Consider the following 17,240-nt stretch of genomic DNA (forward strand, 5'->3'; position numbering starts at 1 on the left):
TTCTTTGAGTCAAAAGGAAAAAACCTATGTTTCTATGTGTTTAAATTCAATTTATATCACAAGTAATTTTCTTTTTACTTGATAAATCAGCATCTTTTTAATTAAAAAAATAAGGAAACAATTTTTTTGTTTTTGTGGAATTATTTTGCATACATTTGTAAATGTAAATTTTACACTTATTATTTATTTCGTTTTGACAGAATGATTTTCTTTCGAAATTCTGTAAAAAGAAACATTTTAAGGCCATTTTTTTATTTGAAATTCCGGATTTTCTATTAAAAATAACGGCACAGAAAACATTATAACCAATCAAAAAAAAGACAAATGAAATTTTTTATAGATACAGCAAATTTAAAAGATATTAAAGAAGCCAACGATTTAGGGGTTTTAGATGGAGTAACTACAAATCCGTCATTAATGGCAAAAGAAGGAATTACAGGAGCGCAGAATATTTTAGATCATTATATAAAAATTTGTGAATTGGTAGAAGGCGATGTAAGTGCCGAAGTAATTTCGACTGATTTTGAAGGAATGATTGCCGAAGGCGAAAAATTAGCGGCGTTGCATCCGCAGATTGTAGTGAAAATTCCGATGATAAAAGACGGTGTAAAGGCGATCCGATATTTTGCCAACAAAGGAATCAGAACGAATTGCACTTTAGTGTTTTCATCTGGCCAGGCATTATTGGCTGCAAAAGCTGGAGCAACTTATGTGTCTCCTTTTATCGGGCGTTTGGATGATGTTTCGACTGACGGAATGAATCTTATAGAAGAAATTAGACTTATTTATGACAATTTTGGATATGAAACTCAAATTTTGGCAGCGTCAGTTCGTAATGTAATGCACATTATTAATTGTGCAAAAATTGGGTCAGATGTTATTACGGGGCCATTAAGCGCAATTGAAGGTTTATTGAAACATCCGTTAACGGATATTGGTCTAGCACAATTTTTAGCAGATTATCAAAAAGGGAATAGCTAATTTTTACAGTCCACTGATTGAACGGATTAAACGGATTTGCGCAGATTTTATTTAATAAAAAGAATCTATGGCAAAACTAATAATGTAATTAGTTAGTTTTTTAATAAGTAGTTTTATTTAAGTAAAAACCCTGAAAAATTGTGGCTTTCAGGGTTTTGTTTTTTTAAGAAATATAAAAAATAAATCTGTGTAAATCCGTTTAATCCGTTCGATCTGCGGGCTAATAGCTTACAAGTTCAGCACAAAATCATTAAGTAATTTTTCTTCATATTTTTCTTTGTTGAAAGTGTACAAGTAAGAACCTTTTCTAGAAGACCCCATATCTTTTTCGTCTAATTTATTCAGGATTTCTAAAGAATTGATTTTGCTTATAAAGTTTCGTTTGTCTAATTCTTTACTCAAAATAGCTTCATACAATTCTAATAACTGACGCATTGTGAATTTCTCCGGAAGCAATTCGAATCCGATTGGTTTTATGGAAGTTCTGTAACGAAGTCTTCTGATGGCGTGTTCCACCATTTCATTGTGGTCAAAAATCAGATTTGGAGCATCGGTAATACTAAACCATTGTGCGTGATAATTTTTGATCAGTTCAGCATTATGATTTTCGATATTAATCAAAGCATAATAGGAAACCGAAATGGTTCTTTCAACAGGATCACGATCAATTTCAGAGTAGGCATAAAGCTGCTCCATATAAATGTCGTTTAAACCTGTGTATGTATTTAAAATTCTTGTCGCGGCATTATCCAGTACTTCATCACGTTTTAAAAACCCCCCAATCAAAGACCATTTGCCCTTTTCTGGCTCAAAGTCTCTTTTGATCAAAAGTATTTTTAAACCCTGATTGTCGAATCCAAAAATGATACAATCTACCGCTAATAACGCTTTATCAGCAGAGCTATAACTGTTTAGCATAAATCTATATTTTGTGGTAAATATATAAACTTCCTAATACGTTTCATAATTTATTAATGTAGATTTTACACTTAAAAGCAAAAATTATCAAAAAAGAAGTTAAAACAAATCATAATAAATCAGCAAATAGAAGCTTGTTTTATCATTTTCAAACGTTTTCGGAACAAAAATAAGCTGTTTTTTTAATATTCGAAGCAATTCTTGCCGAAAATTAAACTTCATAAACAAGATTTTTTTTACAAATAAAATATTTTTTAAACCGCAAATTATTCTAAAACAGCCTATTTATAATTTTTTTTTAGAACTCGTTTTTTTGATTAAAAACTGGCTTTTTGATAAAAAGTGTAAATTTTACACAAATAACTCTTTAAAAAGGTCTTTTTTTTGAAAAAAACATCAATTTATTAATGTGTATTTTACACTTAATTTGTGATATGTATTTTTTTTCAGCTGTTTTTTTGTCATATTAATTTGTTTATGAGGTTTTTTTTTAGTTAAATTTACAAATGTAAAATTAACACTTATAATTATACACTAACCAACTTAATTAAACCTTATGATAACAAACCAACGATTATTTTTTTATTGCAACTTTTTGTTGCCAAAAAAAGAATGGCTTTTAGCATTCATGATGCTATTATTCTCTGCTAATCAAATGTCGGCTCAAGGCAAAGCGATTAGCGGAGTTGTTACTTCGGCTCAGGACAAATTACCATTGCCGGGTGTAAATATTATGATAAAAGGAACCAAAACCGTTACAACAACGGGTTTTGATGGAGAGTATTCGATTAAAGCATCACCAAACGATGTTTTAGTTTTTTCATTTATAGGATTTCAGAACCAAGAAATCACAGTAGGAAATCAATCAAAAATTGACCTAGCCTTAGGAGAAGACACAAATAAACTTAATGAAGTAGTAGTGGTAGGTTACGGTACACAAAAGAAAGCCGATCTTACCGGTTCAATTGGTGTAGTTGATATGGAAGCGGCTAAGAAAACCGTAACGTATGATCCTGCAAAAATGCTTCAGGGACAAGTTGCGGGTGTAACTGTACAATCATCAGGGGAGCCTGGAGGATTTGTAAATGTTAAGATTAGAGGTATCAACTCGTTTACAAATAACAACCCTCTTTTTGTTATTGACGGAATGATCGTATCAAACCCGAATGACTTTGCACCAGGAGATATCGAATCTATGCAGGTTTTAAAAGATGCATCTGCAGCCGCTATTTATGGAGTTCAGGGAGCAAATGGAGTTGTAATTATTACGACTAAAAAAGGAAAGTCAGGCAAACTGGACATTAAATACAAATCGCTTGTAGGTTTTCAGAATGTAGCTAAAACATGGGATGTAACGGATCGTGTAGGGTATCAAAAAATCACTTCGGCTGCTGAACAAAATGCTGGATTAGGAATTGCACCAGGAAATGATCCAAATAGTCCTTCGTATATTAAAAATGTAGATACAAATTGGCAAAAAGAAGCTTTTAAGACAGGTCTTGTTCAAAATCACTCGCTTACTTTTAGCGGAGGAGCTGAAACGTTGGGCTACAACTTAAATACAGATTATTTCAAAAATACAAGTTATTTGAATTCGCCTCAAGATTACGAAAGATATTCTATGAATTTGAATTTATATGGTAAAAAAGGAAAATTCAAATACGGTTCAAAAATTGGATATACAAAATCAGGTAAAGAAAACTTTAATGAATACAATGGTGGACAATCTGCGATTGTTGATTTATTAGGTGCAGTGCCAACAATGCCTGTTTATGATGCAAACAGACTTGGAGGTTATGGTGGAACAGACAACTTAACACAGCGAGCAATCTCCATGAACGTTATCGGTTACAATAATCTGATTACGAATAATGGACAAAGAAGCCGTTTTATTGGGGATCTTTGGGGAGAATTGGAAATCATCAAAGGCTTAAAATATAAATTAGATTTAAGTTATGACAGATTGGATTTTCAAAATAGAAAATTCATTCCGCCAAGTGATTTAGGATGGTATTATATTACCACAAATGATGAGGCTTCTTTAGATGTTGACAACGGAAATCAGCAAAGAACTTTCGTAAACAACTTATTGACTTACGAAATCACTTTGAACAAACACAAAATCGACGCTTTAGCAGGATGGATTCAAGAAAGAAACGATTATTACAGACATTGGTCAAGAGGTGTTGGCTATACGCCAGGAGAAATCAGCCAAATTCAATACGCTGATGCTACAAGCGCAGGTGAATACAAAAATACACTTACAAATATCTCTTACTTAAGCCGTTTGAATTATTCTTATGATGATCGTTATTTCATCACAGGAAACTTCAGACAAGACAAAACGTCTCTTTTTAGTGAAGACAATAATACAGCAAATTTCTACTCTTTTTCTGGAGCTTGGAAATTAAGCAACGAGAAATTCATCCATTTACCAGATTGGTTTAATACGATCAAATTCAGAGGAGGTTATGGAGAATTAGGAAACAACACACTTGGAGTTTATGCATATTCGCCAACAATCAATGCTTTTGCAGGATATGATTTCAATAATACATTAGCGCCTGGAACTACAGTTGTAAGTGCTATTGACCCAAATGTTCACTGGGAAAAAACAGCTACTTCAAACGTTGCTGTTGAACTTGGATTCTTAGACAATGATTTGCAGATTACTGCTGAATATTATCAGAAAAAATCAACTGATTTATTAATCGGAGTTCCGTTGCCTTATTCAACTGGAGCATTCCCAGCAAGTATTACAACAAATGCAGGAGCAGTAAAAAACAGTGGTTTTGAGTTTACAGCAACGTACAACAACAATCACCACGAATTTAAGTACAATATTTCGGCAAACTTAGGAACCTTGAAAAATGAGGTTTTACAAATTGGTCTTGACGGAAATCCAATTTACGGAGCGGCTTCAAAAACAGAAGTGGGAAGATCAATTGGTGAACTTTATACGTATCAAGTGGCTGGAATTTTCCAAAATGCAGCTGATTTAGCTTCATCGCCAACTCAGACTAATGCAGGTGTAGGGGATCTTAAATTCGCTGATTTAAATGGTGACGGCCAAATCACAGATGCCGACAGAAAGTTTATGGGAGTTTCAATTCCTAAATACAGCTACGGAATCAATTTTGGTGCAAATTATAAAAATTGGGATTTCTCAATGTTCTGGCAAGGCTCAGGAGGAAACAAAGTATTCAACGGATTGTATCGTAATTTAATGACAGAACAATATGGAAATCATAGTGTTGATGCATTGAACTATTGGACACCAACAAATACAAATACAAATGTTCCTCGTCCAATTATTGGAGATCCAAACGGAAACGCGAGAGATTCTGACCGATTTATTGAAAGCGGTGATTATATCAAATTACAGACAATGGAAATTGGATACGAGCTTCCGTTGCCAAAAGATTTGTTTATTCAAAGAGCAAAAGTGTATGTGAATGGTCAAAACTTATGGATCATTAGCAAATACAAAGGTTACGATCCAGATTTTAATTACAATGACGGATTATTTTCTAGAGGATATGATGCTGGATCATTCCCAAATCCAAGAACAATTTCTTTGGGTGTTGAAGTAACTTTTTAAACTAGCCTAACCAATTAAAAACGAATTAAAATGAAATATAAAGTATTTAACTATATAACAGTTTTCTTTTCATTGGCACTTGTTACCACAAGTTGCGTTGATAATGAAGACTTGAATCAAGTAGATCCAAACGTTGAGACTGCAGGTTCATTTTGGAAAACAGATCAAGATGCTATTGAGGGAGTAAACGCCGCTTATGGAAGTTTGCTTACTGATGGAACTTACATGAGAAGTACTCCTTTGCTTTTAGATTTAAAAGGAGATGATACTCGAAGTAACAGCCCTTGGGGTGCAATGTATAACGTTGGTCGTTTCAACTCAAATCCTACAGATCCTGCAATTTATGGCTGGGCTTTTGAAACGTATTATCAAGGAATTTACCGTGCCAATCAAGTTTTAACCAATGTTCCAGAAATACAATTTGAAGATGCTGCACTTAAAAACAGAATTTTAGGACAAGCTTATTTTTTAAGAGGATTGTATTTGTTTCATGCAGTAAACATGTTTAAAAATGTACCAATTCCAACAGAAATTAAATTGTATACGCCACAAAAAACAGAAGCCGAAGGATGGGCGCAGGTAATTGCTGATTTTAAAGCGGCTGCTGAATTGCTTCCAACATCATACGATGGAATTACAGGAATTGATAAAGGTCAAAAAGGACGCGCTACAAAAGGAGCGGCTTTAGGCTATTTAGGAAAAGCTTATTTGTTTACTAAAGATTTTGCAAACGCAAAAACAACTTTCAAACAAGTGATTGATTTAGGAGTTTACTCATTAGTTTCTAACTATCGTGATAACTTTACTACTACTAATGAAAACAATTCTGAATCTCTTTTTGAAGTGCAGTTCAGCAGAGATGCAGGAGGAGTTGATTTAGGTTGGGGTGGTGCGCCGGCTTCTGGCTGGGGAAAAACATCTGCTCGTGCAATTACCTATGCACCAAGAGCTTTTGGATGGACAGACGTTCAGCCTTCATGGACATTATTTAATGAATATCAGCAGGAAAAAACAAAAACAAATACTGTAGATCCTCGTTTAGACGCTACTATTTTTTATAATAAACCAGGTGGAATGCAATTATACGGTAAAGATTTTGCGACTTTTTACGCAACGAGTCCAGCCGATTTAAATGATATCTTCTGCAGAAAATATCAAAATTCAGATGGTCAGTTTGCTGATGAGTACGACTGGCGTTCTGGTATCAACGAGCGTTTGTTACGATATGCTGATATTTTATTAATGTACGCAGAATGTTTGAACGAAACGGGAGATACACCTGGAGCTTATACTTATATTCAAATGGTAAGAAACAGAGTGAACTTGCCCGATTTAGCGACAACAAAACCAGGAATGAATCAGGCTCAAATGAGAGATCAGATTGGACACGAAAGATTCTTAGAATTCCCTCTTGAAGGACACCGTTTTGACGATATCCGTCGTTGGGGCTGGCTTCAGGATGCTACAAAATTGGCTTGGTTAAAATCGAGAGATGCAGAGTTCAATTCATATGCGCCAGGAAGAGAATATTTCCCAATTCCGCAGTTAGAAATGGATAACAATCCGGGAACAAAACAAAATGATAGTTATTAAAAAAGTTTTCAGTCACAGTTTCCACGGAGACTGAAAACTACGACTAAATATTATTTGAATTAGTTAGAATACCTAATATCATGTGGAGGTTTTAAATCTTCACATGATATTATAAATTTAAAACATTATGAAAAAAGCACTTTTAATTACCTTTCTTATTACCCTTTGTAATCAGGTAAGTTTTGCCCAAAATCAAACCACAGTTGTTACCATAAAAAATAATACAGATGCTCCGGTAATCAACAAAAACATTTACGGGCATTTTGCAGAACACTTAGGACGCTGTATTTACGGCGGATTTTTTGTTGGAGATACTTCAAAAATACCAAATACAAATGGAGTTAGAAATGACATTATTGCTGCTTTAAAAGAGTTGAAAATTCCGAATTTAAGATGGCCCGGCGGATGTTTTGCCGATACTTACCATTGGAAAGACGGAATTGGACCAAAAGAACAGAGACCGACTATTGTAAACAAATGGTGGGGTGGTGTAACAGAAGACAATAGTTTTGGAACTCACGATTTCCTAAACATGTGTGAACTTCTTGGAGCTGAACCTTATTTGTCAGGAAATGTTGGAAGCGGAACCGTTCAGGAATTAGCGGATTGGGTTCAGTACACCAATTTCGGAGGTAAAAGTCCTATGAGTGATTTGCGTGTAAAAAATGGAAGAAAAGAACCTTGGAAAGTTAAATTCTGGGGAATTGGAAATGAAGCTTGGGGATGCGGAGGAAATATGACTGCCGAATATTATGCTGGAGAATACAGAAAATTTGCAACATTCATGTCGGATTGGGAAAACACAGGAGGATTGACTCGCATCGCGTCAGGTTCAAACGGTGATGATTATAATTGGACAGAAGTTTTAATGAAAAACATTCCAACAAATATGTTAGGTGGCCTTGGAGTGCATCATTATGCTGTAATTGAATGGGCTAAAAAAGGAGATGACAGAGATTTTACTGAAGAAGGCTATTTCAAAACCATGAAATCGGCTTTAAAAATGGAAGAACTTGTTACAAAGCATTCAGCCATAATGGATAAATACGACCCGCAGAAAAAAGTAGCCATGATGGTTGACGAATGGGGAGGCTGGTATGAAGTTGAAAAAGGAACAAATCCAGGGTTTTTATATCAGCAAAATACAATGCGTGACGCAGTTTTAGCTGGTTCAACATTGAATATTTTCAACAACCATGCTGACAGAGTTAAAATGGCAAACTTAGCGCAATGTGTAAATGTTTTGCAAGCTGTAATCTTAACAGACAAAGCAAAAATGATTACAACGCCAACGTACCATGTAATGAAAATGTACAGCGTGCATCAAGACGCAAAATTATTGCCGGTAAGTTTTACTTCTCCAAATTATACATTTAACGGAGAAACACTTCCAGCAGTATCAGCTTCGGCTTCAAAAGATAAAAATGGAGCAGTTCACATTTCATTGGTAAACGTTGATGCAAAAAACAAAAACAAAATAGAGATTGATGTAAATGAACTTGGCGTAAAAAATTTCACAGGTATAGTTTTAACATCGGCTAAATTACAAGATTACAATTCTTTCGATACACCAAACAAAATTGTTCCAACAGTTTTTAAAGGTTTCGAAAACAAAAAAGGAAAACTTGAAATCACAATTCCTCCTTTCTCAGTTGTTGTTTTAGAAGGAAAATAAAAAGATAAAACATGAAAAAATCATATTCCATTCTAAAAATAGTGCCGTGCATCGGATTGTTTTTAGGCGCGTTATTGGTGTTTGGCTGTTCGAGCGACAGTCCTGAAACACCATTAACGCCAGATCCGCCGGTTGTGGTCGATCCACCAGTGGTTACGCCGACTTTTCCGGGACCAACTTATGCAGATAATTATACTTCAATTTCAAGTTGGGGAAACAGATCGCAATGGAATTTGGCCAACGTGCACGACCCGTCTGTAGAAAAATCTGGAGAATATTATTATATGTACCAAACGGATGCTTCATACGGAAATGCACACGAAGGCAACGGACATTTTTTCTACAGAAGATCAAAAGACTTAATCAATTGGGAATTTATGGGGTCTTCCATGGCTCAGGCTCCAGCTTGGGTAAAAGATTCTTTGAACAATAAAAGAGCAAGAATGAATCCGGCTCTTCCTCCAATCACAAATCCGAGTTATGGATATTGGGCACCTTGTGTTCGAAAAGTGGGAAATAAATTCAGAATGTATTACAGCATTGTCGTAACGAATCCAATTACAGGAACAGATACCAATACATCGTGGTCAGAACGCGCTTTTATTGGTTTAGCCGAAACAGATGATTTGGCTTCAAATAATTGGACAGATAAAGGAATGGTTGTTTGTTCTGAGCCAGATGGCGTAAAAAGTTACGTTAGAAATGGTGGAAACGATTGGGATGCTTATTTTAAATTCAACGCCATCGATCCAAGTTTTATTCAGACTCCAGAAGGCGATCAGTATTTAATTTACGGTTCATGGCATTCTGGAATTGCAGCTTTAAAATTAGATCCAGCGACAGGAAAACCAGCTAAATTAAAAACCATTGATGATTACGGAGTACGAATTGCAGGGCGTGGAAATGTAAGCACAAATCGTTGGCAAGCACTTGAAGGCCCTGAAATTATTTATAATCCAGATACACAATATTACTATTTGTTTTTGGCTTATGACGAATTATCGGTGGCATACAATACTCGCGTGGCTCGTTCAAAAAATATTTTAGGCCCGTATTTAACTATCAGCGGAAGCAGTATTACAACCGGAGCAGAATGTTATCCAATGGTAACACATCCATACCAATTTAAAAATCATACGGGCTGGGTTGGATTTTCGCATTGCGCCGTTTTTCAAAATCCAGATACGAAGCAATGGTATTATGCTTCTCAGGCGCGTTTGCCTGAAGGTGTTGCCGGAATTGCAGTTTCAAATGCAGTAATGATGGGACATGTTCGCGCCATTCAATGGACTGAAGATGGCTGGCCAGTTGTTGAAGCGGAGCGTTATGCAGGAGTTCCGGCAACAACAATTACCGATGCAAATTTCGTGGGAACTTGGGAACAGATTACAATGAATTACCAATACAAAACCATGCAAAAAGCAGGAACAATTTATTTGACTGCCGATAAAAAAGTGAGTGGCGACGCAACAGGAACTTGGTCGTATGACAGCACTAAAAAGGTATTGACTGTTAATGGAGTAAAATGCAACGTTTCTGATTCTTGGGATTGGGAATTAGCAACCAGAAAAGTAACCTTGAGTTATTCTGGATATACAGCAGCCGGATTGCCTGTTTGGGGTAAAAAGATTAATTAGAAAATTAGAAAATTAGAAAATTAGAAAATTAGAAAATTAGAAAATTTCAATTTTTAAAATTCTAAAATAAAAATTTGCTCAATCTGCGAGAGAAAAAATAAGTCACGAATTGTACAAATTCCAACAAATTAAAATTTGAGAAAATTTGTGCAATTCGTGGTAAAAACAAAATCATAATGAAGAACCTATTTACAAGCCTTTCCATTTTGTTTTTATCGATAACAGGAACTGCACAATCGGTAAAATTCAATAATCCAATTATAAAAGATCAATATACAGGTGATCCTGCGGCATTGGTTTACAAAGACAAAGTGTATTTATATGCCGGTCATGATGAAGCGCCAAACGATTTTAATTTTTATAAGATGAATGAATGGGTGGTGTATTCTTCTTCAGATATGAAAAAATGGGAATCGCATCCAGTTCCCTTAAAAGTAACCGATTTTAAATGGGCAAAAAGTGATGCGTGGGCTTCGCAAGTAATTGAAAGAAACGGGAAATTTTATTGGTTTGTAACAGTTGAACATGGTTCAGTTCACGGAAAAGCAATTGGTGTTGCAGTTTCAGATAGTCCAATCGGACCTTTTAAAGATGCTATAGGAAAAGCCTTAATTACAAATGACATGACCAAATATACCGATATAAGCTGGGACGATATCGATCCGACGGTTTATATCGATATCGATGGACAAGCCTATTTGTTTTGGGGAAATACTGCCTGTCATTATGCAAAATTAAAAGAAAACATGACGGAGATAGATGGAGAAATTCATCATATAAAACTTCCAAATTACACAGAAGCACCGTGGATTCACAAACATAAGGACTGGTATTATTTGTCATACGCATACGAATTTCCAGAAAAAATTGCCTACGCCATGAGCAAATCAATAAGTGGTCCGTGGGAATTCAAAGGAATTTTGAATGAATTGGCAGGAAACAGTAATACGAATCATCAATCGATAATTGATTTTAAAGGACAGTCGTATTTTATTTATCACAATGGAGCGTCAATTCCGCACGGAGGAAGTTTCAGAAGATCAGTTTGCGTAGACAAATTATTTTATAACAAAGACGGAACAATGAAAAGAGTAGTTATGACGTCTGAAGGAATTACAGAATAATCAGGAAAAGATTGAGAAAAAACACAAACATTTTAACAATTATATTTTAAACACATGGTTTTCTCCTACATGAAAGTGAGTTTGAAAAAAATAACGATTAAATCATTTTATTTAATCACAACTCTCTTAATTACTATTCCTTCAATCGCACAGATGCAGGAATTTAAATTGCAAGAGATAGAACTAACTAGTGGTCCTTTCAAAAATGCTCAAAACGTTGATCTTAAATATTTATTAGACCTAAATCCAGATCGACTATTAGCACCTTATTTGATAGCTGCCGGCTTACCTACAAAAGCGGATAGATATGGCAACTGGGAAAACATAGGTCTTGATGGACATATAGGAGGTCATTATTTAGCGGCATTATCAATGATGTATGCTGCTACGGGAAATAAAGAAATTAAGGACCGTTTGGATTATATGATTTCTGAATTGGATCGTTGCCAGCAAAAGGACGGAACTGGTTATGTTGGAGGTATTCCTGAAGGAAAAGTCTTTTGGGATAGAATTCATAAAGGAGATATAGACGGTAGTGGTTTTGGTTTAAATAATACCTGGGTTCCAATCTATAATATTCATAAACTTTTTGCAGGCTTAATTGATGCCTACAATTATACGGGTAATGAAAAGGCAAAAGAAATTGTAATAAAATTAGGAGATTGGTTTATCGAATTGATCCGACCTCTTTCTGATGAGCAAATTCAAAGAATCTTAAAAACAGAACATGGTGGTATAAACGAATCTTTTGCTGATTTATATAGCATCACAAAAAACAAAAAATATCTTGAAACGGCTGAAAAGCTTTCGCAAAAAGCCATTCTGGATCCATTAATTAAAAAGGAAGACAAACTAACGGGTTTACATGCTAATACACAAATACCAAAAGTTATTGGTTTTGAGAAAATTGGAAAGCTATCGGATAATAAACAATGGTCCGATGCCGCGCAGTTTTTTTGGAAAAATGTAACCGAAAAAAGAACTGTCGCTTTTGGAGGAAATAGCGTTGCTGAACATTTCAATCCTATAAATGATTTTAGTGGCATGCTAAAATCAAATCAAGGCCCGGAAACTTGTAATTCCTACAATATGGAACGTTTAAGTAAAGCATTGTTTTTAGACAAAAATGATGTGAGTTACCTTGATTTTTATGAGCGTACACTTTACAATCACATTCTTTCAAGCCAAGAGCCTAATAGAGGTGGTTTTGTGTATTTTACTCCGATTAGACCAAATCATTATCGTGTATACTCGCAGCCAGAAACCAGCATGTGGTGTTGCGTTGGGACGGGACTTGAAAATCATTCTAAATATGGAGAATTAATTTATAGCCATTCAGAGCATGATATTTTTGTAAATCTTTTTATTCCATCCACTTTAAATTGGAAGGAAAAAGGAATAGAATTAGAGCAAACCACAAAATTTCCTTATGAAAACAATACTGAGATTGTTCTAAAACTTAAAAATCCTAAATCTTTTGTTTTGAATATTCGTTATCCAAAATGGGCAACGAATTTCGAAATTTTAGTCAACGGAAAATGGCAAAAAACAGATACCAAACCAGCCAACTATGTAAGTCTGGCAAGAAAATGGAAATCAGGAGATAAAATAACTATTGCATTCCAGACTTCAACTCATTTGGAAAAGTTGCCTGATGGCTCCAATTGGGCCGCATTTGTAAATGGTCCTATTGTATTAGCTGCTAAAACCTCTACTGAAAATTTAGATGGTTTGTTTGCCGATGATAGCCGAATGGGACATGTTGCTCAAGGAAAATATATTTCTTTAGACAAAGCTTATGCACTAGTAGGAGAAGAGGGAAGTTATGTTTCAAAACTTAAAGATTTAGGTAATATGCGCTTTAAGCTAGATTCATTAGAATTACAACCCTTCTTTGAAATACACGATGCCCGTTATCAGATGTATTTTCAAACCTATAAACCAGAAGATTACAAAGAAAAGCAAGCACTGTTAAGACAACAGGAAATTGAAGCTATGGCTATTGAAGCTAACACGGTCGATAAAATAAATTGTGGAGAACAACAGCCTGAAGTAGATCACCAGTATAAAGGAGAAAAAAGTGAATCGGGCTATGAGGAAGATGGTTTTTGGAGAAATACCAGCTCTTATATTTCCTATCAAATGGTAAATAAAAATCTAGAAGGCAAATTTATTGAAATTAGTTTTTTAGGAGACTTTAAAACGGATAACCTTGATGTTTTTATTAATGAAAAACCTGCTGCAATTGTGGTAAAAAAAGACAAAATAATTCAATTCAAATTAGACAATACTCAAATTATTGATTTAAAAATTAAGTCTAAAGACGGCAAAAAAACGTCTAAAATTTCTCAAATAAGAATTGTAAAATAAAAAATAATTATGGGAGTGTATACCAAAATAAAATCAATATTATCAATCCTATTTATTCTAACGGGATCCGCAACAATAGCACAAGACATTGTTGTTCATGATCCGGTTGTGATCAAACAAAAAGATACTTATTATTTATATTGTACCGGAAACGGAATTAGTGTCTTTAGTTCAAAAGATTTAAAAAAATGGGACAAACAGCCACAGGTTTTCAAAGATAAACCTGTTTGGGCAGATGGCGTTGCCGCCGATTTCAAAAATCATATTTGGGCACCAGATATTTCATTGCACAACAATGTTTATTATCTGTATTATTCGGTTTCGGCTTTCGCCAAAAATACTTCGGCAATTGGAGTAGCTACGAATACGACTTTAGATCCATCTGATAAAAATTACAAATGGGTCGATCAGGGAATTGTAATTCAATCACAGCCTAATCGTGACATGTGGAACGCTATTGATCCGAATTTGGTTTTTGATGAAAACAATACACCTTGGCTTTCATTTGGTTCTTTTTGGGAAGGCTTGAAAATGGTGAAATTAAATCCCGATTTAAAATCAATTGCACAGCCACAGGAATGGCATACGATTTCAAAAAGAAAAAGAACTTTTGAATTAGCTGATTCTGATCCGGGTGACGGCGCACTTGAAGCCCCATTTATTTTTAAGAAAAACGGATATTATTATCAATTTCTTTCTTGGGATTTGTGCTGTCGCGGAGAAAAAAGCACCTATAAAGTTGTGGTTGGAAGATCAAAAAACGTAACCGGACCTTATGTTGATAAAGACGGAAAATTATTAACCGAAGGCGGTGGAACCATCGTAGTTCAAGGCGATGAAAATTATTTTGGAGTAGGACATAACAGTGCTTATACGCTTGATGGCAAAGATTATATTTTCTATCATGCTTATGAAAAGAAAACGAATGGAACACCAAGATTAGTAGTAAAAGAAATGAAATGGGATGCTGATTTATGGCCTGTTTTGAAATAGAATATAAATTATAGAAAATAGAACAAAGAAGCAAGATTTTAGACTATTTAGATAAAAGATTAAAATAGATCTGCCTAATCAGCGAGAGAAAATTTAAACACACAACTATGTGTATTTTAAATAAATGAAATGCCTTTTTTAGACGATGCACAACTATGATTCTATGTGTTCAAATTAAAGCCACAATAGAAAACAAAATTAAAAACCCGTTTTATCCGCGTCATACGCGTGCCATAAAACACATTTAAATAAATAAAAAATGAAGTCCAATTTAATTACAAAAATTACCCTTTGCGGTTTAATGCTGAGTGGCGTTTATGCATCGGCACAAAAAAATAATCTTCAAGTTGATGTTGCAAAAACAGTAACAAAAATTCAGCCCACCATGTACGGAGTATTTTTTGAAGATATCAATTTTGCTGCTGATGGCGGATTGTATGCCGAAATGATCAAAAACAGATCTTTCGAATTCCAGTTTCCATTAATGGGATGGAATCAGCCAAAAAGCGATCGTCATAAATTAAACACCGAATCCGGAATTGCAAATGTGATTCAGTATTCCCAAAAAGGAACAAATCATAATTACTGCCGAATTACCATTAATGATGCCTCAGGTTATGAATTGATTAATGAAGGTTTCAGAGGAATGGGAATCAAGAAAGATTTGAAATACAATCTGACTTTAAAAGCTTCAAAAATTTCGGGGAATATCTCAAAAATTAAATTCCAATTTATTGATAAAAACAATAAAGTTTTAGGCGAAACTTCGGTCGTGCCAACATCAAATGATTGGTCAAATTATTCGGCTCAATTAACCTCTTCAGCAATAGAAGCAAAAGCAAAATTAAAAATCACTTTTGAAGGAAATGGCGTAATTGATTTGGACAATATTTCGTTGTTTCCAGAAGATACTTGGGCAGGAAGAAAAAACGGACTTCGTAAAGATTTAGTACAATTATTATACGATTTGAAACCTGGATTTTTACGTTTTCCGGGCGGTTGTATTGTGGAAGGAAGAACTTTGGCAGAGCGTTACCAATGGAAAAAATCGGTAGGAAATGTTGAAGATAGAGAAACAGCAGTAAACCGTTGGAATATGGAATTTTCACATCGTCCAGCTCCAGATTATTTCCAGAGTTTTGGTTTAGGTTTCTTTGAATATTTCCAGCTTTCAGAAGATATTGGCGCTTCACCGCTTCCAATTTTAAGCTGTGGAATGGCGTGCCAGTTCAACACAGGAGAATTAGTTCCGATGGATCAAATCGATCCTTATGTTCAGGATGCTTTAGACTTAATCGAATTTGCAAACGGCGATGCAACTACAGCTTGGGGAAAAGTAAGAGCCGATATGGGGCATCCAAAGCCTTTCAACTTAAAATTCATTGGAGTAGGAAATGAGCAATGGGGACCCGATTATATCGAGCGTTTCAAAGTATTTCAAAAAGCCATTAAAACAAAATATCCAAACATCACAATCGTATCTGGAACAGGCCCTTTTCCTGACGGAGATTTTTACGATTACGGCATGAAAGAGCTTAAAAACCTAAATGCTGAAATTGTAGACGAACATTATTATAAAGATCCAGCTTGGTTCAGAAAAAATGTAACGCGTTACGACAATTACGACCGTAAAGGGCCAAAGATTTTTGCTGGAGAATATGCAGCACAAAGTGTTGCGATTGCAAGTCCAGAAAACAAAAACAACTGGGAATGTGCCTTTTCTGAAGCGGCATTTATGACCGGAATGGAGCGTAATGCTGAGGTAGTTCAATTAACATCTTATGCGCCTTTATTAGCGCACGTTGAAGGCTGGCAATGGACACCAGATATGATTTGGTTCAATAATTTACAATCGTATGGAACGCCTAATTATTATGTTCAGAAATTATTCTCTAATAATAAAGGAACCGATTTAATTACTATTACAAAAGACGGAAAAGCGGTGACAGGCCAAAATGATTTGTTTGCATCGGCGGTGAAAGATGTAAATTCTAAAGAAGTGATTTTGAAAATTGTGAATGCAAATGCTGCTTCTCAAAATGTTTCAATTGATTTAAAAGGAGCAAAATTAGATTCAAAAGGAACGGCGATAGTTTTAAAAGGAGACGGAATAAATGATGAAAATTCTTTTGAATCTCCAACTAAAATTAGTCCAAAAGAAAGCGAATTTAAAGTAAGCGGAAGCAAAGTTCAGTACGATTTTCCAGCTTATTCAGTAACGGTTTTGAAAATTAAGATGAAATAATCGCAACAGAATAAATGTTAAACTAACATTTATTTCCTGTTTTAGTCATAATTGCTTGTTTTGATGCATTATTTGTAAAAATGCAAAGCTCAGTTTTTATTAA

Annotated in this window: 10 protein-coding genes; 9 read left to right on the forward strand and 1 reads right to left on the reverse strand. The window is 34.8% G+C overall.

Annotation, left to right across the window (positions count from 1 at the left end):
• Positions 1–324: 324 nt before the first annotated feature.
• The gene (gene fsa / locus ACWA1B_RS02955; protein ID WP_035646483.1) at positions 325–981 is read left to right on the forward strand and encodes a fructose-6-phosphate aldolase; all 657 of its coding nucleotides are present in this window, start codon (positions 325–327) and stop codon (positions 979–981) included.
• 228 nt (positions 982–1,209) lie between these two features.
• Here fsa and ACWA1B_RS02960 read toward each other — a convergent pair whose 3' ends face one another.
• Positions 1,210–1,899 (reverse strand): NUDIX hydrolase, encoded by a 690-nt coding sequence (locus tag ACWA1B_RS02960; protein ID WP_035646480.1) that lies wholly within the window; start codon positions 1,897–1,899, stop codon positions 1,210–1,212.
• A gap of 556 nt (positions 1,900–2,455) precedes the next feature.
• Between ACWA1B_RS02960 and ACWA1B_RS02965 the strand changes: the two genes are divergently transcribed.
• The 8 genes from ACWA1B_RS02965 to ACWA1B_RS03000 all read left to right on the forward strand — a co-directional run bounded on the left by ACWA1B_RS02965 (position 2,456) and on the right by ACWA1B_RS03000 (position 17,137).
• Complete coding sequence (locus ACWA1B_RS02965) at positions 2,456–5,500, forward strand: SusC/RagA family TonB-linked outer membrane protein (protein WP_456904400.1); 3,045 nt, start codon at positions 2,456–2,458, stop codon at positions 5,498–5,500.
• A gap of 30 nt (positions 5,501–5,530) precedes the next feature.
• On the forward strand, positions 5,531–7,093 hold the full coding sequence (locus tag ACWA1B_RS02970; RefSeq protein ID WP_456904401.1) for a RagB/SusD family nutrient uptake outer membrane protein: 1,563 nt from the start codon (positions 5,531–5,533) through the stop codon (positions 7,091–7,093).
• Between the two features lie 127 nt (positions 7,094–7,220).
• The gene (locus tag ACWA1B_RS02975) at positions 7,221–8,768 is read left to right on the forward strand and encodes an alpha-N-arabinofuranosidase (protein WP_456904402.1); all 1,548 of its coding nucleotides are present in this window, start codon (positions 7,221–7,223) and stop codon (positions 8,766–8,768) included.
• Between the two features lie 11 nt (positions 8,769–8,779).
• The gene (locus ACWA1B_RS02980; protein ID WP_456904403.1) at positions 8,780–10,405 is read left to right on the forward strand and encodes an arabinan endo-1,5-alpha-L-arabinosidase; all 1,626 of its coding nucleotides are present in this window, start codon (positions 8,780–8,782) and stop codon (positions 10,403–10,405) included.
• Between the two features lie 176 nt (positions 10,406–10,581).
• On the forward strand, positions 10,582–11,529 hold the full coding sequence (locus ACWA1B_RS02985) for a glycoside hydrolase family 43 protein (protein WP_456904404.1): 948 nt from the start codon (positions 10,582–10,584) through the stop codon (positions 11,527–11,529).
• A 54-nt stretch (positions 11,530–11,583) separates the two neighbouring features.
• Complete coding sequence (locus ACWA1B_RS02990; protein WP_456904405.1) at positions 11,584–13,899, forward strand: glycoside hydrolase family 127 protein; 2,316 nt, start codon at positions 11,584–11,586, stop codon at positions 13,897–13,899.
• 9 nt (positions 13,900–13,908) lie between these two features.
• Positions 13,909–14,892 carry an arabinan endo-1,5-alpha-L-arabinosidase gene (locus ACWA1B_RS02995; protein ID WP_456904406.1) on the forward strand — a complete coding sequence of 328 codons (984 nt, stop codon included), beginning with the start codon at positions 13,909–13,911 and terminating at the stop codon, positions 14,890–14,892.
• A gap of 259 nt (positions 14,893–15,151) precedes the next feature.
• Positions 15,152–17,137, forward strand: coding sequence for an alpha-L-arabinofuranosidase C-terminal domain-containing protein (locus ACWA1B_RS03000; protein WP_456904407.1), 1,986 nt, complete (start codon positions 15,152–15,154; stop codon positions 17,135–17,137).
• Positions 17,138–17,240: the final 103 nt, after the last annotated feature.

Source organism: Flavobacterium xizangense, assembly GCF_054075145.1.